The organism is Romboutsia sp. 1001713B170207_170306_H8, assembly GCF_015550495.1.
In the GTDB taxonomy this organism is placed as follows: Bacteria; Bacillota; Clostridia; order Peptostreptococcales; family Peptostreptococcaceae; genus Romboutsia_E.
This window is the reverse complement of the sequence record NZ_JADNAX010000003.1, coordinates 465,306-487,873: the sequence shown is the minus strand read 5'-3', so window position 1 is coordinate 487,873 and position 22,568 is coordinate 465,306. Positions and strand designations below refer to the sequence as shown.

The following is a 22,568-nucleotide window of genomic DNA, read 5'->3' as shown; positions in this document are numbered from 1 at the left end:
AAGGTTGGGCAAGAAGAAAATCCTTCAAACTTCTTATTAATGCATGCTATGAGTCCAAATGTAGCAGGTGTTATAGGCTCTGCGGTAGCAGCTGGTATATTACTTAAGTTCTTTGCTTAATAATTAAATACTACAAAAAGGTAATTGATTTTATATAATAAATTATTATAAAATCAATTACCTTTTATTTTATATAATTACATTTCCATAGTCTTACTTTCTTTAATACTTGATTTTTTATCTAAATGAGTCATATATAATTTAGTTTCAGACACAACCACTGGAGACAAGAAAAGTAGTGCAATCAAGTTTGGCAAAGCCATTAATCCATTAGCAATATCAGCTATAATCCAAACTACTTCTAATCTTAAAAATGCTCCAAGTAAAACCATTAAAACAAATAAAGTTCTATATCCATTTATTCCTTTTACACCAAATAAAAATTCGAAACACCTTTCACCATAATAGCTCCAACCAAGTATTGTAGTAAAGGCAAATAAACTTAAACTAAGAGTTAAGAATAAAGGGCCAATTGTAGGTAAAATACTTTTAAAGGCAGCTTGAGTCATTAATGCACCGTTAAAATCAGATTTCCAAACACCTGATAATATGAGGGCTAAACCTGTAAGTGTACAAATGATTAAGCTATCTATAAAAGTACCCGTCATGGAGATAAGTCCTTGTTCAGCAGGCCATTCTGTTTTAGCAGCAGCTGCAGATATTGGAGCACTACCAAGACCTGATTCATTAGAAAATACACCTCTAGCAATACCATTTCTAATTGCCATAGATACAGTTGCACCTAAAAAACCACAAAATGCAGCTGTGGTATTAAATGCACCTTTTATTATTAAAGAAAATGCTATTGGTATTTCTTTAATATAAGTTCCTAATATCAATAAGCATAGCACTATATAAGCTATAGACATAAAAGGAACTACTTTAGTAGCAACTTTAGAAATACTTTGAAGTCCTCCAAATACTACCAATGCAACTAAAACAGCAAGCACTATGCCTGTTACTTTAGGGTTAATACCCAAACTTCCTTTTATAGCATCTGTAATAGCATTAACTTGTGTGAATGTACCTATACCAAGTAAAGCTACTAATATACCACTAAAAGCGAAAAACATAGCTAGAGGTTTATATTTTTTACCCATACCATTTAAGATATAGTACATAGGTCCTCCAGAAATTTGACCGTTTTTATCTTTAGTTCTATATTTTATTGCTAGAACACCTTCAGCATACTTAGTAGCCATACCGAAGAATGCAGCAACCCACATCCAAAATAGTGCACCAGGTCCACCAGCCTTTACTGCTGTAGCAACACCAACAATATTACCTGTACCAACAGTAGCTGCAAGTGCAGTGCATAGTGCACCGAAACTTGAAATATCGCCACTACCATCATTTTCAGCAAAAAAGATTAGTTTTAAAGCTTTAGGTAATTTGGTAATTTGTAAAAAATTTAATTTAAAAGTAAAAAATATACCAGTACCTACTAAAAGAATAAGTAAAGGTGGCCCCCATATAAATGAGTCAATATTGTTTAATAGATCAATTAAATTCATAAAAACATTCCTCCATAATATTATTTTATGCTTTACAAAATCAATGAGGTTTTAAATGAACTAATTGACAGGAATTTAATATAAAATATTAATAATTTTAATGCAATAAAAAAAGCTAAATCTATATGACTTAGCTCTGGATATGCATGGAAACTATAATTTTAGTTATTATATATAAATTAAAATTATAAATAATACTTAGTTAAACTAAAGTAATTATAATAATTTATAGATACTAACATAAATAATAGTATAATCCCTGTCCTTTTGCCTGAGAGATTGAGCATAAGCCTTGCCCCTTCGGCGCCCTTTAATGGGTCTCTCCAGAGTTTCCTAAGCTTTACAGTCCTACTTATAAAAGTTCCTGAGAGTGTTACTCCTTCGGCGTATCTAAACGATAACTCTTCTATAAAGCTTCAACGGATATTGATTTGTTATAGCACTTATTTATTAGTAATCGTATACAATATTTAGAAATATGTCAATAAGATTAATAAAAATTAAATATAGGGAAAGTGAAACAAGGTATGAAAGATCAAAAATTTTAAATATAAAACATTTTTTCTTGATAAGGTAAAACAGGTATAGTAACATATTTTCATAGATAGAATATAAAAAATAATAATCTAAGGAGAGAGAAAAAATGGGCTTTCGTAGCAAAATAAAAGAGGCAAAACGAATTGTAGTAAAGGTTGGGACATCGACTCTTACATACGATAATGGAAATATTAATTTAAATAGAATTGAGAAATTAACAAGAGTATTATCAGATATAGTTAATTCAGGGAAAGAAGTGACTCTTGTAAGTTCTGGTGCTATAGGTGTTGGAGTAAGTAAACTAAATTTAAAAGAAAAGCCCAAAGATATAAGAGAAAAGCAAGCATTATCTGCAGTTGGACAATGTGAATTAATGCATATATATAGTAAATTTTTTGGAGGATATAGCCACACAGTAGGTCAAGTATTGTTAACAAGAGATGTTATAGAAGATGATCGAATTAAAAATAATGTTTGCAATACTTTCGATATACTTTTAGAAAAAAAAATAATACCTATAGTTAATGAAAATGATACTATATCTATAGATGAAATAGAAAATATAGTTAATTTTGGAGATAACGATAACCTATCAGCTATAGTATCTTTATTAATAAATGCAGATTTATTGATAATATTATCAGACATAGATGGATTTTATGATAGTGATCCAAGACACAATAATAATGCAAAATTAATTAGCGAAATAGAAGAAATAACAGAGGAGCTAGAGGCATGTGCAGGTGGAGCTGGAAGTGATTTAGGAACTGGCGGAATGGCTACTAAATTGATAGCTGCTAAAAAATCCACGGAACAAGGTATAGATATGATTCTAGCCAATGGTAAAGATCCAGAAATAATTTTAGATATCTTAAATGGAAAAGAGATAGGAACTTTATTTGTGGGAAAAAGAAAATAAATTTAGGGGGAAAAATATGAGTAATTTATTAGTCATAGGTAAAAGTGCAAAAGATGCATCTTATGAATTAGGAGTTTTATCAACAAAAGAAAAAGATAATGCTCTTACTTTAATGTCAGAAGAGCTTATAAATAGTAAATCAGAAATATTAGATGCTAATCGTAAAGATATAGAAAATGCGAAAAACAAAGGAATATCAGAATCACTACTAGACAGGTTAGTTTTAAGTGATGAAAGAATAAATGAAATGGCAAAAGGTCTTAAGGAGATAGTAAATTTACAAGATCCAGTTGGGGAAGTTGCATCTATGTGGCAAAGACCTAATGGTATTCAAATTGGTCAAAAAAGAGTTCCAATAGGAGTTATAGGTATAATTTATGAATCTAGACCGAATGTAACGTGTGATGCAGCAGGTCTTTGTTTAAAGACAGGAAATGCATCTATATTAAGAGGAGGAAGTGATGCTATAAATTCTAATAAAGCGATAGTAAAAGCTTTAAAAAAGGGAATAGAAAGAGCAGGGCTTCCAACAAACTCAATACAACTTATAGAAGATACATCTAGAAGTGTTGCAACAGAGATGATGAGGCTAAATGAATTTATAGATGTATTAATACCTAGAGGCGGAGCAGGACTTATACAATCTGTAGTAAAGAATGCTACAGTACCGGTAATAGAAACTGGAACAGGTAATTGTCATATATATGTAGATGAAACAGCAGATTTTGATATGGCTAAAAATATTATAATAAATGCTAAAACATCTAGACCAGGCGTATGTAATGCAGCAGAAAAATTATTAGTAAATGAAAAGATAGCAAAAGAGTTTTTGCCAATGATAGTAAAAGAGCTTAGAGAAAAAAATGTATTAGTAAAAGGTGATGAAATATCAAAATCTATAGTTAACGATATAGATTTTGTCAATGATGAGTGGAATATAGAATATTTAGACTATATAATAGCTATAAAGGTTGTAAAAAATCTAGATGAAGCAATATCTCATATAAATAAATATGGAACAGGACATTCAGAATGTATAGTTACAGAAAGCTACAAAAACTCTCAAAAATTCTTACAAAGAGTAGATGCAGCAGCAGTTTATGTAAATGCATCAACTAGATTTACAGATGGATCAGAGTTTGGATTTGGAGCAGAGATAGGAATAAGCACACAGAAATTACATGCTAGAGGACCAATGGGATTAAAAGAATTAACTACTATAAAATACATTATTTATGGTAATGGTCAAGTTAGATAAAAAATAGGCTTGCTCAAATAAATTTTGAGTAAGCCTATTTTTTAATTATTTTCAACTAATTCAACTGTTAATTGACTTTCTTTTTTTGCTTCATCAATTTTACTTATATACTTTTGAGATATTTTAGTTAATATAAATGCTACAAATAAACATGAAATAATTTTATCAACCATGTTACTTACTAATCTAGGTATAAAAACGCCACTAAAAATTATTTCGTTTGATCTAGATAATATAGCTAATAATAGACTAGATCCATTACTATTAAGTTCTCCAAATAGATATAAAGAAATTGGAGTACTAATTAAAGGACATATTATAGAAAGTATAACCCCAACAATAGAAGCTTCTTTATAAGAAAAGCCTCTCTTATTAGAAATAAATCCAACTATTAAGCCTAAGGCAATGTTAGCAAGAATATATGAGTATGTAAGAGGATTTGAGACAAAACCTAATATAATATTTGATAATCCACCAATAAGAGCACCTAAAATTGGACCTAATGTTACTGCACCGAATATTGTGCCTACAGTATCTAAAAATAATAACGGAATATTTAAAACTTGTACAAATAATCCTAAGATAATATTAATAAAAATACAAAATACAAATGTAATAGACTTATTTTTCATATAACCACCCCTTTAGGATAAAGTGTAGATTAAAGAGAATAATAACTGAAATTGCAATTTTTTATACTAAGATATATAACCATCAGTATTTATTATGGATAGTTATTTTAAGGATAAATATATATATATATTTGGAATTAAAAGTAAGAATATGTAGAAATATAACAGATATTAATTTATATATTTTTTTACTAGATGACTTATTTATACTAAACATATGAACATAGTAATGGTAGAATAATAAAGAAAGTCAAAAATGTATATTAGATTTAAGTTTTGATAGATTTTAGCGATGAAAATAGAAAGGAATACCTTATGAGAAAAATATTAGTTTTAGCAGAAAAACCTTCAGTAGGTAGAGATATAGCTAGAGTATTAGGTTGTAAAAATGACAAGAATGGATATATAGAAGGTCCTAAATATATAGTTACATGGGCTTTAGGACATCTAGTAACCTTAGCAGACCCAGAGAGTTATGATGAAAAATATAGAAATTGGAATATAGAGGATCTACCGATACTTCCAAATTATTTAAAAACTGTTGTAATAAAAAAAACTAGTAAACAATTTAATGTAGTAAAATCACAAATTAATAGAGATGATGTAAATGAAATTGTAATTGCAACTGATGCAGGAAGGGAAGGAGAGCTTGTTGCAAGATGGATAATAGATAAAGTTAAAACAAGTAAGCCATTAAAAAGACTTTGGATATCATCTAATACTGACAAGGCTATTAAAGATGGTTTCAACAAGTTAAAAGATGGAAAAGAATATGATAATTTATATTATTCAGCAATAGCAAGGTCAGAGGCTGACTGGGTAGTTGGTATAAATGCAACTAGAGCTTTAACAACTAAGTACAATGCTCAACTTTCTTGTGGTAGAGTACAAACTCCAACATTAGGTATGATATTAAAAAGAGAAGACGAAATAAGAAAATTTAAACCTAAAGATTATTATGGTATAGAAGTTAATACTATTAAAGGGAATAGTAAATTAAAATTTATATGGCAAGATAATAAAAATAAAAGTGAATCAACATTTAGTGAAAATAAAATAAACTCTATTATTGAAAAGATAAATGACAATAAATTAAAAATAATTGAAGTAAGTGAAAGCACGAAGAAGAAATATTCTCCTCAGCTATACGATTTAACTGAATTACAAAGAGATGCAAATAGAATATTTGGTTATTCAGCTAAAGAAACATTATCTATAATGCAAAAGCTATATGAACACCATAAAATACTTACTTATCCAAGAACAGATTCTAGGTATTTAACTGAAGATATAGTAGATACCTTAAAAGATAGAATAAAAGCGGTAAATGTAAGTGACTATACTAGAATTTGTACAAAATTATTAAAATCTAAATTAATAGGAAATAAATCATTTGTAGATGATTCTAAGGTAAGTGATCACCACGCAATAATACCAACAGAAGAAAGAGTATTTTTAGGCGATTTAAGTGATAAGGAAAGAAAGATTTATGATTTAGTAGTAAAGAGATTTTTAAGTGTATTATGTCCTCCATATGAATATGTTCAAACGATAGCTATAGGTGAAATAGAAGGTGAACAGTTTTCGTTAAAAGGAAATAAAATAATTAACTTAGGGTGGAAAGAAAACTATAAAGATATAGATGATGAAGAGGATTATGATAGTATACCTGATTTAAAGAAAGGCGATATATTAGATATAAGTAGGATCAATAAAACTAGTGGAAAAACTAATCCTCCATCATATCTAAATGAAGGTACAATTCTTACATCTATGGAAAAGAATAACTTAGGTACAGTGGCAACTAGAGCAGATATAATAGAAAAATTATTTAATTCATTTTTAGTAGAGAAAAAAGGAAAAGAGATACACATAACATCTAAAGGAAGACAATTGTTAGACTTAGTCCCAAGTGATTTAAAAACACCAGAACTTACAGCAAAATGGGAATGTAAGCTAAATCACATTTCGAAAGGAAAACTAAGTAAAGATGTATTTTTAAAGGAAATAAATAATTATTCTAAAGATATTGTTAAAGAAATAAAAAATAGTGATAATAAATTTAAGCATGATAATTTAACGAGAAATAAGTGTCCAGAATGTGGTAAATATATGCTTGAGGTAAATGGAAAGAAAGGGAAAATGCTAGTTTGTGAAGATAGAGAATGTAATACTAGAAAGACTATTTCACAAGTTACTAATTCTAGATGCCCAAATTGCCATAAAAAGTTAGAATTAAAAGGTGAAGGTGACGGAAGAATTTTTGTTTGTAAATGTGGATATAGAGAAAAGTTATCAGCATTTAATAAGCGTAAAAAAGAAGAAAAAAACAAAGCATCTAAAAAAGATATAAAAAAGTATTTAAAAAATCAAAATAAAAATGATGAAGCTTTTAATAACCCATTTGCAGAAGCTCTTTTAAAATTAAAAAAATAATATAAAATATGGTATATGGAAATTAAAGCATCAATTTCTATATACCATATTTTTTATGCGTAATTATGCTATACTTTTTATAGGAATTATAAGTAAGGAGGTACTTATATATAATAAATTTATGGGGATATTAAACGATATGAAAACTCAAATTATTACGTATAATACTTTAGAAGATGAAGTAATTAAAGATGATTTAAGCATGCTCATCAAATCCTTTACTAAATTATGTTAAAGAGGTATTGTAATGAAAAATAAAAAAATCATAAAGTGTTTTTTAATTGTTATTTATAGTATATATTTAGCTTCTTCGGTTTACTTTTTTAAAGAGAATGAAATGCAAAAAATAATCACAATAGGGCTTTGTATAATAGGTACCATAGCATTAAGTATAATAAATATAAAATATAATAAGCTTTTAGATAATGGTATATTTGTGAATTTAACGTTTTTTATTTTTATATCTGTATTACTTGGAACTTGTTTTAAATTCTACAATATAAATCATTATGATGATTTTTTACACTTATATTCAGGAATAATTACATGTAATATAGCATATTTAATTATTAAGTATTTTAATAATAGTGAAAATATAAATAATATGAATATAATTTTTATAATTACTTTTTTATTTATGTTTGTAATGGGAATTGCAAGTATGTGGGAAATATTAGAATTTACTATAGATAGTTTATTCGGAATGCATACACAAATTGGTGGATTAAAAGATACTATGATTGATATGATTGATGCACTTATAGGTTCTATAATATCTATACCATATTTCACCTTAAAATTAAAAAATAAGAATATCTCAAATTAATTTGAGATATTCTTATTTTTATTTATAAATATTATGATGTAAACTCAATTTCATCATTTAAAGTTCCTTGTATATATGCATCTATAGATTGAGAAATTCTCTTAGCGGCAACGACAGCTTCTATAACTGTACTTGCACCATGGGCAACATCTCCACATGCAAATACACCTTCTCTTGTTGTTTGTCCAAATTCATTAGTATGTAAAAGACCTCCTCTTTTTACATCTAATCCTTTATTATTAACTACTATATTATTTTTAGCTTCTTGACTAACTGCAATTAAAATAGAATCACACTCAACTAATTTTTCACTATTTTCGATAGTAATAAGTGAAGTAGAACCATCCTCATTAGTTACTTTTTTTGTATCAGCAAGTATTATACCTTCATCTACTATTTCAACAGGTGATTTAAAAGTATCAAATAAAACACCTTCATTTTTAGCATCATTAATTTCATGCTTAGTAGCAGTCATATCTTCAAAATCACGTCTATATGTTATATATACTTCTTTAGCTCCATAGTGCTTTGCACTTCTAGCTGCATCCATAGCAACATTACCAGCACCTATTATTACAACTTTTTCACCTAAGTCATAAAGGTGAGGACTCTTTAAATAGTTTATGGCATAATGACAATGACCAAAAGTTTCACCCTTAATATTCAATCTTTTTGGATTCCAAACACCTGTACCTATAAATATAGCTTTATATCCATCTTCAAAAAGCTTATCTAAAGTTACAACAGGTCCAACTAAAGAATTTATTTTTATCTTTATACCATATTCTTTTAATCTTGTACCAAGTAAATTAATTATATTTTCAGGCAGTCTAAAACTTGGTATACCATAAGTTAATACTCCGCCTATTTTTTCATTTTTCTCAAAAATAGTAACATCATATCCCTTTTTAGCTAAATCAAAAGCAACTGTTATTCCAGCTGGACCAGAACCAACTATAGCTACTTTTAAATTATTAGACTCGGGTTTTGTAATTTTCATATTTTTTAAATATTCAAATGAAATTTCTTTTTCTATATCATAAAAATGCACAGGTTCACCTTTTATACCTCTTATGCAGTTACCACTACATTGATTCTCGTGTGGGCATACAATTGCACATATAGAAGATAAGGGATTATTTTCAAAAAGTATTTTACCCGCTTCTTCGAAATTATTTTCTTTAAAAAGTTTTATTATTTCTGGAATTGGAGTATTAATTGGACAATTTTTTTGACATCTAGCGTTTTTACATAAAAGACAATTATTTGCTTCATTTAAAAGATTATTCATAATATCCCCCTTGTAGTATTAATTTTATTATTTAGATTATATTATATCAAAAAAGTAAAGTGAAATTTAATTTATATTTTAACAAAGATAAAAGATAAATGTATATTTTGTTTTTTAACTACTATAGTTTACTAAATATGTATATTTTAGTAATATTATATATGATATTGTAAAAAAAGATAAATAGTACTGCTTAGGAGGAATCATAATTGTTTAAAAAGCTTTTTAGTTTAATTAATAAGAAAAAACAAACAGAAAATTTAAAAGAGGTTAGCAATAATATAGAAGTTGTTAATGCAGAAAATGAAGTTTCTATAGCTGAAATTAATGAAGAAAAATTAGAAACAGACAAATTACTTAAAGTAAAAATTAATGAAGATAGTAAAAAAGACGCAGAAGAAATTATATCGAAAGAAGAAATGGATAATGTAAAGAAATTCTTACAAGAAAATGAGGAATATATAAAAAATATTAAAATAAATAGAGGTCGAGGAATAAGGGCTATAGATTTATATAGCGAAGAAGTATTAGAGTTTAATACATACAAGGAGTGTAGCAGAAAATTAAAAGTACCACTGTCATACATAAAGGAAAATTTAAAATATGGACATACAGATTATATGGGAATTGCAATTAATTATCTAAAAGAATCTCTTGGAGAATCAATGGAAGATGAAAGCGAGTATTTAAATAGCAATAAAACTCCAATTGAATTATTTAATTATTTAAATGATAAAATATTTTCAAATAAAATTTCTGAAGAAAAAAGAGAAGAAATTCTATCAAGTGATAAAATTGAACCGTTGAAGATGCATTATAAATTTGAGTGTATAGATAAAGAATACGATGATTACTTTACAAAGTATGGGACTATAATTAAAAGAGGTGGAAATAAAAAAATTGAGTTAGTGAATCAAAAAGGAGAAGTAATTGAAGTATTTAAGTCTTTAGTAAGTTGTTGTGATTACTTAAATAAAGATAAAAATGAAATTACTTATAAATTAAAACATGGATATAACAAAGTTGGTAGATATGAAATAAGATATAGTTTAAGGAATATATAAATTCATAATAAATTCATCTTACTTTCATTTAGTATTCACACTTTCTGATAATAAATAATGTAATATAAATATAGAATAAATTTTTAGGAGGAACTTATGTCAGAAGATAAGGGTGTAAGAGAAAATAAAGAAGATTTAGTAGTTGAATCTACTGACTCTATAAATTATATAGACAAAACTAATAAGAAAAAGAAAAGATTAAAAAAAGTAAATATAAAAAAAGATATAGTTAAAAAAGTAATATCATTTACTCTAGTAGGTGTTATTTGCTTAGTAATAGGATTTACATATGGTAAAAGTGTAGGTAGAGGTTTACCAGCCACTTCAAAGACGTACAGTAAAGGTAAGGTATATGCTACAGTTGGAGATACCTCTATTACAGGTAAACAGCTACAATCAATGATGGATCCATACTTCTATTTACAAGGAAATACCAAGTTAAGTGATGAAGAGATAGAATCATATGAATATAGTATGTTAGATTATATGACTACTGTAGAAGCTATGTATAAAGAGGCAATAGCAAATGATGTTAGTATTACAGATGATGAGGTAGATTCTGAATATGAAAGTACAATGAGTTCAATAGAGTATCAGTTTGGAATGACAGAAGATGAGTATTTAAAAGAATTTAATATGACTGAGAAGTCTCTTAAAGAAGAATTAAAAAAAGAATTAATTGCTATAAAATACTTAGAAGAATCAACAGAGGTAACTGAAGAAGAAGCTCAAAATTATTATGATAAAAATAAAGATGAATTTTTAAAGGTTAAAGCATCACATATATTAATAAAAACAACTGATGATGATGGAAATGAATTAAGTGATGAAGAAAAAGAAAAGGCCAAATTAAAAGCTGAAGAAATATTAAAAAAGGCAAAAGATGGAGAAGATTTTGCTTCTTTAGCTAAGGAATACTCAGAAGACAGTAGTGCAACAGATGGTGGAGACTTAGGATTTTTTAAATCTGGTGATATGGTAGAAGAGTTTGAAAAAGCAGCATTTTCTTTAGGAAATGGTCAAATTTATGATGAGGTTGTAGAAACTGATTATGGATATCATATAATTATAAAGACTGATGAACAATATTCTTCATTTGATGATGAAAAAGAGTCTTTAATAAGTGAATTATCTTATAATAAACAAAATACATTAATAGACGATGTACTAGAAAAATATGAGGTAGAAATAAAAGAATAATTTTAAAAAAATAAGGTGACTTAATATATTAGTTACCTTATTTTTATTATACGATTATAAAAAATGTATAAGTTTATGATATTATAAAATGTATAAAGGGAGATGAGATTGTGATTAAAAAAAAGAGCGATTTATTCATTGAGGATGGAAACTTAAGAAATGGAAAAGGTAATGTAAAAAGGGAGCATATAATTAAGGGAGATGAATTTAAGGGAAAAGGAAAACTTTTTGCTAAAATTACAATACCAAAAGGTAATTCTATAGGGATGCATGATCATACTGAAGATTTTGAAGTATATTATATTTTAAGAGCAACAGGGCAAGTCTTAGATAATGGTGATCTTATTCAAGTTAATGAAGGTGATGTAATATATACTGCAGATGGAAATGAACATTATATAGAAAACATAGGAAACGAGGATTTAGAGTTAATAGCATTAGTTTTATATGAATAAATAAATGCTCTGGTATTCCAGAGCATTATTTAAATAGATTTGCCTAAGGGAAGTTAAGACTAATTAGTTAGATAGAGGCTAGAACACTTATTATATTTATATCAATATAAACAATGATAAATTTATATAATATAAAAAAACTATGGTGGGTGATGTCATATTTATATGGTTATCATGATATAGTAAAAATATAGTACTGCTTATAACCTTAGGCAATTCTAGTAATATTATTTTAACCAAAATCTACTTTATTTATTATATTTTAAATTTAGTTATTATAGATTCTAGTTCATCATTATCCTCATCTATCCAAGTATAAAAATCTTTTTTCTTGTTATTAACAGCGGTTCCTATTTCAAATAATAATTTTGGCAAATCTGTAGCTTTGAAATCACCTATAAATCTACCCAGTCTAGTTTTACCTAATTTGAAATCGCCATCAACAAACACTCCAAAAGCATCTACTAATTGTCCATCGGATTTTTTCTTTTTACCAGTTAATCCAATGGCTCCTATTTGGTGCACACCGCATGAATTCATACAACCTGATATATATATTCTAGGAATAGCATTTAGTATATCGTCATTTCCATTATCTTTAAAAAATGATATTATATCTTGTAACATTTGTTGGCTATTTTGAATTCCAATTTGACAAATTGGAACGCCTATACAAGCTACACTTTTTTCTATGCTAGTATTCCCACTTATATTAGTAGTTATCTCAAGGATTTTTTTTGCTTCATTTCCATCAAGATTTATAATATATAAGCCTTCTGTCATTGCTAATCTAATCATAGGGTTTTTACATTTATCCAATTCATATAACAAAGATTTCAAATCTCTAAGAGATAAAAGACCTCCAATAGGGTGGATATAAACAGCATATCTTCCTTGTTGTTTTTGTTTTATTAATCTAGTGTTGAAAATATCTAATTCAGTGCCACCTTCATCATATTTTATTGGTTCAGGATTAAGATCGAGGCCACCTTTTTCTTTTTCTTTAGCAACATATTCTTTGAAAATTTTTAAAAATTCATCTTCTCCTAGATTGCTAACCATATATCTTACTCTTGCTCTACTATGATTTTTATAGTCTCCATGATCCATAAACATTTTAGTAAGACCTTCAACATAATAAAGTGCATCTGATGGTTTAATTAATTCATCTAATTGTAGAGAAACCGATGGATTTTGTCCTAACCCACCACCAACAAATACTTTAAAATATGGTTGATTATCTTTTATTGTAGCTATAAATCCTAAGTCTTGTACTGTACAGTGAGCAGTATCACTTTCGCAATTAGAGTATGAAACTTTTAATTTTCTAGGTAAATGATAAGTTGTAATTTTATTTATAAAATGATTATCTGTAGCTATAGAGTAAGGCGCTACATCAAAAGCTTCATTCTTATCAACTCCAGACAAAGGAGATAAACCAACATTTCTAGGGAAATTACCTCCACCACCTCTAGTAAATATATTATTATTTATTCCTTCTTCCATAATGTTGCAAATAGCATCAATATCTAATCCGTGTAATTGTATAGCTTGTCTAGTTGTCAAATGTATATGGCTTAAGTTATGCTTATTTGCCATTTGGTAGATAGTATGTAGTTGAGAACGAGATAACACACCAGAAGAAACTCTAAGTCTAATCATGAAAGACTTTTGATCTCTTTGTGCATAAACTCCATATCCGCCTGAAAATCTTTTATATTCCATTTTAGGTATTTCACCATTAAAAAACTTTAAAGAAAATTCTTTAAAATTAGGAATTTCTTTTAATAATTTTTCTTTTAAATTATCCATTTTTACACCTCAACTATATATTTGTTTTCAAAATATATTATTTACGTTAAAAGGTATAAATATTATATATACTTATTTTAAAGTTAAAAATATATTATATATAAAAGACGTGATATAATTAAATAAAAGAAATAAACTAGTAGTATTTTGTTTTAAGTTTTTACTTTATGGTTTATAATTAAGACAAGAAAATTATAAATATAGGAATAATCTGAAGGATGTGAGTGTATGAGGATTATTAAAGATGACAAACATAGAAAATTAGCTATTATAATTATGATTCCTGTATTACTTATAGCTCAATATTATCTTTTTAAATTTGGAATTTTAAAACCTATGATAAAGGGCGTTGAAATAAAAATAATTAATGGAGATTATATTCAAGATATAGATAAATATGTTATAAGATTAGGAGAGGAAGTAACCTTATCTAGTGGAGACTATATAAAAATACCTAATTACGCAAAAGACCCAGATATAAGTTTTAAAATATTGGATAATAATAAATCACTTAAAATTATTGAAAATAGTGATAAAGAAGAGAATACTGCTACATTAATAGGGATAAAAAAAGGCTATTCATCAATTGCTATTGTTAAGGATTCACGAGTATTAAAAAAAGCTACTGTGTTAGTAGTAGATCCTCAGGTTGAAAATTTAAATCTACAGGTAGATGGAAGCTTGGTTTTTGTAGGAGATAGTGCAAAAATAAATAGCAGTGTGGAAGTAGATTATAAAAGATTTAAAGATTCATATGAAGTTACTTATGAAAGCTCAAATGAAGATATATTAAAAATTGAAGATAATGAAGTGAAGGCTGTAGGCGTAGGTAGTGCTACTATTTATGCTAAATCAGGGGATAAGGTAGATTCAATTAGATATAAAATAAATGCAAAAGTAGAAAAAATGGAAATTGATGATTCTATAGAATTAGGTGTTGGATCTATAAAAAAAATACAACCTAAAATAATTACTAATCCAAGAGGATTAAAAAATCCTGATATAGAGTATCAATTATTAGAATCTAAACTTCCAATAGAAAGGTCAATAAGATTGGATCCAAATGGAACTATTGTAGGACTTAGAGAAGGCGAAGAAAAAGTATTGGTATCATGTGGTGTTGGATGGAATAAAAAAAGTAAAATAATAACTGTAAAAGTTGTAAAAGAACCATTAATTAATCAATCTATACAAGATCTAATATCATCATATGATATAGAAGATAATAAGATGATAATTACATTGACATGGAGTAGTATATCTGAAATATTTAATTATGATATATACTTAAAAAACAACTCATTAGGTGAAGAGTATAGCTTAGTTAAATCTATAATAATGGATAAGATTGACCTAGATAATGAAAGTAAAATAAAAACTACTATAGAAGTAGATATAAGTGACTTAAAAGATATCGATTTAGATATTTATGTTGTAGGTGTTACTGATAAAGGAAATACAAATATAAGTAATATAACTAATATAAAACACTCTATTGAAGAAATTGAGGAAGATGTTATTAACTTAATCGCAAATATAGATAAAGATGATAATATAATAAATTTAGAATGGAACTCAATAGATAACTGTGAATATAATATTTATATAAAAGACATGGCTGAGGGAAATGATGAATTTAAACTATTAGCATCTAATTTAATTGATACTAACTACACAGTTAATATAAGTGAGAATATAGATATAGAAATATATGTATGTGCAATAAGCAATGGAAATGAAATAGCTAGAAGTGATATAAAAGTTTTTAAATAATTTTAAAATAATAAAAAGGATAAGCTTGAAGTTTATCCTTTTTATTATGCATATTTACACTAATTTATGTAATAAATTGGTGTAAATAAAAATAGAATTTATAAGTAAATATAATACTTGTATTGGAGAGATGAACAGTGAAAAGAAGATATGAAAGAATTAGTATAGCATCAAAAGATTTGTCAAAGGAAGCATATAAAGCTTATGCTGGAAAAAAAGATTACAAAAGAGCTATAGAAATATATCTTTTATTAGCTGAATCAAAATGTGTACCAGATGATATTTCAAATTTTGCAAAAAATATGATGGGAAGATTAAGTAAAAAAATTGATGAAAATACATAAAGAGTAGCATATTAAAATCTAAAATGTTTAGATTTGTTGGAAAAATGTTTTCTTTATGATAGAATTAAATTAGGGATAAATATAAAAACAACAAAAGAAGGGGGGAAGTCAAGGAAACTATAGATCCTTGATGAACATTTTATGAACGAAAGTACAAGAATTTCTCTAGAAAGAGCTTCAGAATTAAAATCAAGAATAGAAGATTATATTCAAATAAGAAAACAAATTCCAAATGGATTGGAATTAGAAGAAGAAATAGATAAAAGAAAAAAACATATATTAAGTGTTCTAGGCGGAACAGAAGAAAATTGGAATGATTACAAATGGCAGTTATCAAATAGAATAACAGATGTAGATACATTGTCTAAAATATTAAAATTAACACAAAAAGAAATAAATCAAATCAAAGAAGTTGAAGGTCAATTTAGATGGGCAATATCTCCATATTATTTAAGTTTAATTAATCCTGAGGATATTGTTGATCCAATAAAATTAATGTCTATACCATCGTTTATAGAATTAGAAGATGAACAAAGTGATTTAGATCCAATGGGAGAAGAATTTACAAATCCTGCAGGAAGCATAACTAGAAGATATCCAGATAGATTAATAATAAATGTTACAAATGAATGTGCTATGTACTGTAGACATTGTCAAAGAAGACGTAATATAGGACAAAAAGATTGTCAACAATCAAAAGAAGTTTTACAACAATCTATAGATTATGTAAGAGAAAATACTGAGATAAGAGATGTACTTATCACAGGAGGTGATCCATTAACATTAAATGATAGTATGTTAGAATGGATAATAAGTGAACTAAGAAAAATAAAACATGTTGACTATATAAGGTTAGGAACAAGAACACTAGTTACTATGCCTCAAAGAATTACTGACGAATTTTGTGATATGATAAAAAAATATCATCCAATATATATAAATACACATTTTAATCATCCTATGGAAATTACAAAAGAAACTAAAAAAGCGTGTGAAAAATTAGCTAATATCGGTGTTCCATTAGGAAATCAAGCTGTTTTATTAAATGGTGTAAATAATGATAAATTTATAATGAGATATTTAAATCATGAATTATTAAAAATAAGGGTAAGACCATATTATATATTCCATAGTAAGCATGTAAAAGGAACTAGACACTTTAATACATCAGTGGATGATGGAATGGAAATAATGGAGTATTTAAGAGGATATACGTCTGGTATGGCTATACCAACATACATAATAAATGCTCCAAAGGGTAAAGGTAAAACTCCTTTACTTCCTCAATATTTAATATCAAAAGGAACAGATTATATTAAGATAAGAACTTGGGAAGGCGAAGTTATAAAAGTTGAAGATACTCCAGCGAAGGATATAAAATCTTTAATAAAAAATACTTTAGCTTAAATAAAATTATAGAAAAAAGGCTTAAAATTTTAACAATTTTAAGCCTTTTTTTTTATTAGTTTTAATTAGTAAAATTTATTATAAATAACATTTAAGTTATTTATCAGCTAAAATAATATAACCGTGCTAAATAATTAATATTAATTATTACTATATAGCTTCTTTTATACTATTATTTTTGAATTTTTCTATTCTTTGCTTATTTAATTTATTCATACCTATAGATGCAGTTACAAGAGATGTATAACATACTCCTATAAACACTAATATAGTTGTCCATGCAACGCTGTATCCTGCTTTATCAACTAATAATGCGAATACAGATGAACCAGCAGCAAATCCAACAGCAAAGAATATTTGAACTACTCCTAATATTGCACCGAATTCTTTTTTACCAAAGAATGAACCTGCAAGTAAAGATGGTCCCATCATATAAGCGAATACAGAAAGACCTTTTAACGCAGCGAATACTTGAGCAAGTATTGGCATTTGTCCAGCGAACATTAATGCTAAACAAGAAGTAGCAGCTAATATAGCAGCAACTATTAGACCTTTAGTTACACCTAACTTATCAAATATTATTCCACCAAATAGGTTTCCACCTAAAGAACATAAAGCGAATATAGAACCAACCATACCAACTATCATAGGGTCTATTTTTAAGTGAAGTTTTAAGTAAGCTGGATATTGAACTGCTAAAGCAGAAACATACATTCCTAAGAAGAATAATCCTAATGCAAATATCCAGAAGAATTTTATATTTTTAACTTCATTTAAAGAATATCCCCAATCGATTTCTTCGCTATCAGAAGATTTATCTTCAACATTACTGTTCGATTTACCTTTAACAATCTCAGAGCTATCTTTAGGCATTCTTAAGAATAATAGCGTTATTGGTATACCTACAGCTAATGAAAGTAAACCGAAAAGTAAGTAAGATTTAGATGCACCATTATTAGCTAATGAGAAAGCTGTTATTTGTTGTAAGAATATATTACCTATAGATCCTCCAGCAAAAGCAAGTCCTAGAGCTTTTCCTTTAGATAATTCATCAAACCAACCATTTATTAAAAGTGGAACTCCTATTGAAGATATTGCAGCAGTACCAACTTGAACAATACCTGCAACTATGTAGAATTGCCATAATTCTTTACACATAGAAAAGGCTAAGAAACCTCCACCAGAAAGAATTGTTCCTAATAAGTACATAGTTTTAAGGTTTATTTTGTTATACATAGCTCCTATGAATGGAGATGCTATTGCTGATACAATTGTACCTAATGTAAATATTAGTGAAAAACCAGCAAGTGTAAAACCATTTTCTTCTACGACATAACTTACGAATTGAGGTTGTATATTAGATGCAACTCCAAAAGGTATAGCTTGTATAAGCATGCAAGCTACAACTATAAGCCAGCCTGTAGCAAACTTAGACTTTTTATTGTTACTTAAAGTAGTCATTTTGCTTTTTCTCCTTTTTTTATTTAATTTTAGTCTCGATAAATGTCACAATCAGTCAGAATTTGTTTACCGAACAATAAAATACTATCATAGAAAAACTTGAAAAGAACATTACAACAGAGAGTAAACTTGAATCAAGTTGAATAAAAATACAAAAAAATTCAATAAAAAAATGTATAAAATAATTTATACTTAGAATAATGGAACAAAGTTAATTGAATAATAAGTAGTACTAACAAATTTAAAATAAGCGGAGGAAAGTAAGTGAGAAGTATTACATTTGGAGAATTACTGGAAAAATTACTGTATTTATCAAATCAAAAGAAAAGCGCGTTAGCAAATGCATTAGGATATGATGACTCATATATAAGTAAATGGATTAATGGTAAGAATTTACCAACTCAAAAAGGTATATCAAGTATATGTAAGTCAACATCAGAATTCATAGTTAATTCCCTTACAGCTACTTCAATGCAAGATATTCTTGATTACTTTGAAATGGGTGCTGATATAGACAATACAAACATATTAAAACAATATATTGAAGAATATTTAAAAGAAGCGTATATGCAAACGTCTCAAAAGAGTTTGCCAAATGTATATAAAAATACACATTGTGAAGATCATTACAATGGAATGATTCATATTAATCCTAGATTGAGAAAAAAATATCTATCTAAAGATTTAGAAGCATATATTACTAAAGTTAATAAACTAGATTTAATAATCTATGCTAATCTATATAAGTTAAATATTAGTGATAAGATGTCAATTGCACGTATGAAATATGATTTATCTAAAACGGAAGATCATAGTACGTTAAAGATTAGATTTTTAACAGGTTTTAGTGGTGATGACAAAGATATAATATTTAATACCATATTATTGATAAATCTTATTACACTTTATCCTAAAATGAAGTTTGAAATATATAATTGTAATATTAACTCTGATTCTATAATTTCAGTTATAAAAAATAGAATATTCCATAGTGCGGTTTACTCTGGAGGAGATCAGTGTTTATTTACAACTATGTCAAGAGAAAAAAGAATTGTAGATGATATGTACTATAATTTAGAGGAGATATTAAAAAATAAAGGTAAACCATTGGTAAATAGTATATCTTCAACAAATTTAATAAAAGAGAAAGTATATACTCAATATATTATGGGGCAAGATTTAAGATTATTAATAGGATCTATGAATGAAATATTCATGCCACTAGATATATTTGAAGAAGTATGTAGTTCTACATTTAAGAATGATAAATCTGTTTTAGAGGAAGTAAACAATATAAATATATTTTTACAAAATGTAACTTACCAATCAAAGCTAAAAGTTTTAATTTGTGAATCTGAGCTAAAAAGATATATATCTTCTGGAGAGTTAAATTTCTTTAATAATAGAGTGAAATTAACATTTGAGCAAAGAGAAAAACATTTAAAATATATTGAAAAAATAATATTAGAATCATCAAAAGTTGAAGTTAAGCTTATAGAGAGTAGTTTAATAGATACATTTAAGGAAAATAAAAACCCAACTATATATCTATCAAGAAGTATAAATATATTACCTAAAGATATAGATAATGGAGTAGGTGATTATGAAATAATAAACGATACTGAGTTTAAGGGTATATGTGATAAATTCTTTGATACTATTTGGAATAGTGATGAATCTTCAATAATTAGTGATAAAGAAGAAATACTAGAACGTATAAATAAAGCAATAGCCTATGCTAAAATTGTTAATAAAAATTATAAAAATTAAATACTCTAGAATTAACTTGAATTATTCAAGGTAATATTGAATTAATTGAAAAAGAGCATATTAAAAAGATTTTTATACAGTTGACTTATTTTTTAAAAGGAATTAATCTTAAATCATGTTTTAAACATGTTTGAAACATAAATGCGATCGTAAGGGAGATAAAGTAATGACTAGAAAAATTTATTTTAATGGAAATATAATAACTGTAGATAAGAATGAATCTGTAAAAGAAGCAATAGTAATTGAAGACGGATTAATTAAAGAGTTAGGAACTAATGAAGAGATACTTTATAAATATGATGAATCAATTGAAAAAGTGGATCTTTGTGGTAAGACTATGCTTCCAGGATTTATAGATCCACATGGTCATATAGTTCCTGTTGCACAAACATTAATGATAGTTACTTTAGGAGATGTTACATCTAAAGAAGAATTATTAGCTAGATTAGAAGAGTCATTAAAGAATGATCCTCCTGCTGGAGATAATTGGTTAATAGGATTTGGATATGATAATACTAAATTTGAAGGTGGAGAACATCCAACTAAGTTTGATTTAGATAAAATAAGCACAGAAATTCCAATATCAGTTTCTCATGCGTCAGGACACTTAGCTGCTGTAAACTCTAAGGCACTAGAATTATATGGTTATGTAGGTGAAGATTATGAAGTTCCAGAAGGTGGAGTTGTAAGAACTGTATCTCCTGATTCTAAAGAGCCAAATGGAGTACTTGAAGAAAATGCTATATTAGATAGTGAAAAGAAAAAAATTGTAAAAGCACCAGGATTTGAAGAAATATTAAAAGCTATGGTTAAAGCTCAAAAATTATATGCATCATTAGGAGTAACAACAACTCAAGATGCATCTGTTGAAGAAGCTAACGGATACAACCATATATTAGGAGCATGTGCTCAAAATAATATGTTAATAATAGATGTTGTAGGTCTTGCTACTCAACCATCAACTAAAAACTTAATGAAGGATGAAGGTACTCCAAAAAGAGAATACTTCAATCATTATAAATTAGCAGGTGCTAAAACTTGGTTAGATGGTTCACCTCAAGGATTTACAGCTTGGTTAAGTAAGCCATATCATGTTGTACCAGAAGGACAACCAGCAGATTACTGTGGATATGGAACTCAAAATGATGATGTAGTAACTCAATACTTTGTTGATTGTATAAACATGAACATTCAAGTTCATACTCATGTAAATGGTGATGAGGCTTGTGAACAATTCTTAAGATGTTATGAAAGAGCTGTTGAAATAACAGGACATGGAACAGAATTAAGACCGGTTATGGTTCACTGTCAAGCTTTAAGATATGATCAGTTAGATAGAGTAAAAGCTTTAGGTGCTGTACCTACATTCTTTAATGACCATGTAAGATTCTGGGGAGATTTACACCATGATGAAGTTTTTGGTCCAGAAAGAGCTCAAAACATATCTCCAATGGGATGGGCATTAGAAAAAGGAATTAAGTTTACTATACATCAAGATCCACCAGTAAAAATGCCTAACCAGATATTAGGTATACACAATGCTGTAAACAGAAAGACTGAATCTGGTAGAGTTTTAGGTGAGCATCAAAGAATATCAGTAATGGAAGCTATAAAAGCTGTTACTATAAATGGAGCATATCAGTATTTCGAAGAAGACACTAAAGGGTCATTAGAACCAGGTAAAGTAGCTGATATAGTTATAGTTGATAAAGATTTATTAAGCATACCAGTTGAAGAATTAGAAACTGTACAAGTTTTAGAAACTATAAAAGAAGGAAATACAATTTTTAAAAAATAAACTATAATAAT

Annotated in this window: 17 protein-coding genes, 1 pseudogene and 1 riboswitch; of the genes and pseudogenes, 13 read left to right on the top strand and 5 right to left on the bottom strand. The window is 27.3% G+C overall.

The features are described from left to right. The coding region (locus I2A66_RS17775; RefSeq protein ID WP_195251511.1) for a sodium ion-translocating decarboxylase subunit beta at nucleotides 1-120 on the top strand (120 nt) is incomplete at its 5' end. Nucleotides 121-197: 77 nt separating this feature from the next. Here the strand turns inward: I2A66_RS17775 and I2A66_RS09425 are convergent. Beyond that, nucleotides 198-1,574, bottom strand: coding sequence for an alanine/glycine:cation symporter family protein (locus I2A66_RS09425; RefSeq protein WP_147515777.1), 1,377 nt, complete (start codon nucleotides 1,572-1,574; stop codon nucleotides 198-200). A gap of 249 nt (nucleotides 1,575-1,823) precedes the next feature. Continuing rightward, a riboswitch (glycine riboswitch) is annotated at nucleotides 1,824-1,911 on the bottom strand. A 306-nt stretch (nucleotides 1,912-2,217) separates the two neighbouring features. Here I2A66_RS09425 and proB point away from each other — a divergent pair. Further along, nucleotides 2,218-3,030 (top strand): glutamate 5-kinase, encoded by an 813-nt coding sequence (gene proB / locus I2A66_RS09420; RefSeq protein WP_147515778.1) that lies wholly within the window; start codon nucleotides 2,218-2,220, stop codon nucleotides 3,028-3,030. A gap of 16 nt (nucleotides 3,031-3,046) precedes the next feature. Beyond that, nucleotides 3,047-4,288 carry a glutamate-5-semialdehyde dehydrogenase gene (locus tag I2A66_RS09415; RefSeq protein WP_122638561.1) on the top strand — a complete coding sequence of 414 codons (1,242 nt, stop codon included), beginning with the start codon at nucleotides 3,047-3,049 and terminating at the stop codon, nucleotides 4,286-4,288. A 41-nt stretch (nucleotides 4,289-4,329) separates the two neighbouring features. Here I2A66_RS09415 and I2A66_RS09410 read toward each other — a convergent pair whose 3' ends face one another. After that, entirely contained in the window at nucleotides 4,330-4,920 is a 591-nt protein-coding gene (locus I2A66_RS09410) for a CD3073 family putative ECF transporter S component (RefSeq protein ID WP_147515779.1), read from the bottom strand. A 315-nt stretch (nucleotides 4,921-5,235) separates the two neighbouring features. Here I2A66_RS09410 and I2A66_RS09405 point away from each other — a divergent pair, with 315 nt between their 5' ends. Both I2A66_RS09405 and I2A66_RS09400 read left to right on the top strand, forming a co-directional pair. Next, a complete protein-coding gene (locus I2A66_RS09405; RefSeq protein WP_195251508.1) occupies nucleotides 5,236-7,356 on the top strand; it encodes a DNA topoisomerase III in 2,121 nt (706 codons plus the stop codon). A 247-nt stretch (nucleotides 7,357-7,603) separates the two neighbouring features. After that, nucleotides 7,604-8,182, top strand: coding sequence for a hypothetical protein (locus I2A66_RS09400; protein WP_122638564.1), 579 nt, complete (start codon nucleotides 7,604-7,606; stop codon nucleotides 8,180-8,182). Nucleotides 8,183-8,213: 31 nt separating this feature from the next. Here I2A66_RS09400 and I2A66_RS09395 read toward each other — a convergent pair whose 3' ends face one another. Then, nucleotides 8,214-9,473: an NAD(P)-dependent oxidoreductase gene (locus tag I2A66_RS09395; RefSeq protein WP_122638565.1), complete on the bottom strand. Its 1,260-nt coding sequence runs from the start codon at nucleotides 9,471-9,473 to the stop codon at nucleotides 8,214-8,216. A 209-nt stretch (nucleotides 9,474-9,682) separates the two neighbouring features. Here I2A66_RS09395 and I2A66_RS09390 point away from each other — a divergent pair, with 209 nt between their 5' ends. From I2A66_RS09390 to I2A66_RS17655, 3 genes are all read left to right on the top strand, one after another. Next, a complete protein-coding gene (locus tag I2A66_RS09390) occupies nucleotides 9,683-10,537 on the top strand; it encodes a hypothetical protein (protein ID WP_147515781.1) in 855 nt (284 codons plus the stop codon). Nucleotides 10,538-10,633: 96 nt separating this feature from the next. Continuing rightward, the gene (locus I2A66_RS09385) at nucleotides 10,634-11,737 is read left to right on the top strand and encodes a peptidylprolyl isomerase (RefSeq protein WP_147515782.1); all 1,104 of its coding nucleotides are present in this window, start codon (nucleotides 10,634-10,636) and stop codon (nucleotides 11,735-11,737) included. A 110-nt stretch (nucleotides 11,738-11,847) separates the two neighbouring features. Then, nucleotides 11,848-12,192, top strand: a complete 345-nt coding sequence (locus I2A66_RS17655) for a cupin domain-containing protein (RefSeq protein WP_195251506.1) — start codon at nucleotides 11,848-11,850, stop codon at nucleotides 12,190-12,192. Nucleotides 12,193-12,447: 255 nt separating this feature from the next. On the opposite strand, the gene I2A66_RS09375 is transcribed toward I2A66_RS17655, so the two are convergent. Next, nucleotides 12,448-14,004, bottom strand: a complete 1,557-nt coding sequence (locus I2A66_RS09375) for a nitrite/sulfite reductase (protein WP_122638569.1) — start codon at nucleotides 14,002-14,004, stop codon at nucleotides 12,448-12,450. 228 nt (nucleotides 14,005-14,232) lie between these two features. Between I2A66_RS09375 and I2A66_RS09370 the strand changes: the two genes are divergently transcribed. The 3 genes from I2A66_RS09370 (at nucleotide 14,233) to eam (ending at nucleotide 17,528) form a co-directional block, all read left to right on the top strand. Further along, nucleotides 14,233-15,777: an Ig-like domain-containing protein gene (locus tag I2A66_RS09370; protein ID WP_195251504.1), complete on the top strand. Its 1,545-nt coding sequence runs from the start codon at nucleotides 14,233-14,235 to the stop codon at nucleotides 15,775-15,777. Between the two features lie 137 nt (nucleotides 15,778-15,914). Beyond that, nucleotides 15,915-16,121, top strand: a complete 207-nt coding sequence (locus tag I2A66_RS09365) for a hypothetical protein (protein ID WP_122638570.1) — start codon at nucleotides 15,915-15,917, stop codon at nucleotides 16,119-16,121. Nucleotides 16,122-16,262: 141 nt separating this feature from the next. Continuing rightward, the gene (eam, locus tag I2A66_RS09360; protein WP_195251502.1) at nucleotides 16,263-17,528 is read left to right on the top strand and encodes a glutamate 2,3-aminomutase; all 1,266 of its coding nucleotides are present in this window, start codon (nucleotides 16,263-16,265) and stop codon (nucleotides 17,526-17,528) included. A 150-nt stretch (nucleotides 17,529-17,678) separates the two neighbouring features. On the opposite strand, the pseudogene I2A66_RS09355 reads toward eam, so the two are convergent. Continuing rightward, nucleotides 17,679-19,001, bottom strand: a pseudogene (locus I2A66_RS09355) (conjugated bile salt MFS transporter); the annotation flags it as partial. A 252-nt stretch (nucleotides 19,002-19,253) separates the two neighbouring features. On the opposite strand from I2A66_RS09355, the gene I2A66_RS09350 reads away from it, so the two are divergent. Next, a complete protein-coding gene (locus I2A66_RS09350; RefSeq protein ID WP_147515785.1) occupies nucleotides 19,254-20,759 on the top strand; it encodes a hypothetical protein in 1,506 nt (501 codons plus the stop codon). Nucleotides 20,760-20,925: 166 nt separating this feature from the next. Continuing rightward, nucleotides 20,926-22,557 carry an amidohydrolase gene (locus I2A66_RS09345; protein ID WP_195251500.1) on the top strand — a complete coding sequence of 544 codons (1,632 nt, stop codon included), beginning with the start codon at nucleotides 20,926-20,928 and terminating at the stop codon, nucleotides 22,555-22,557. Nucleotides 22,558-22,568: the final 11 nt, after the last annotated feature.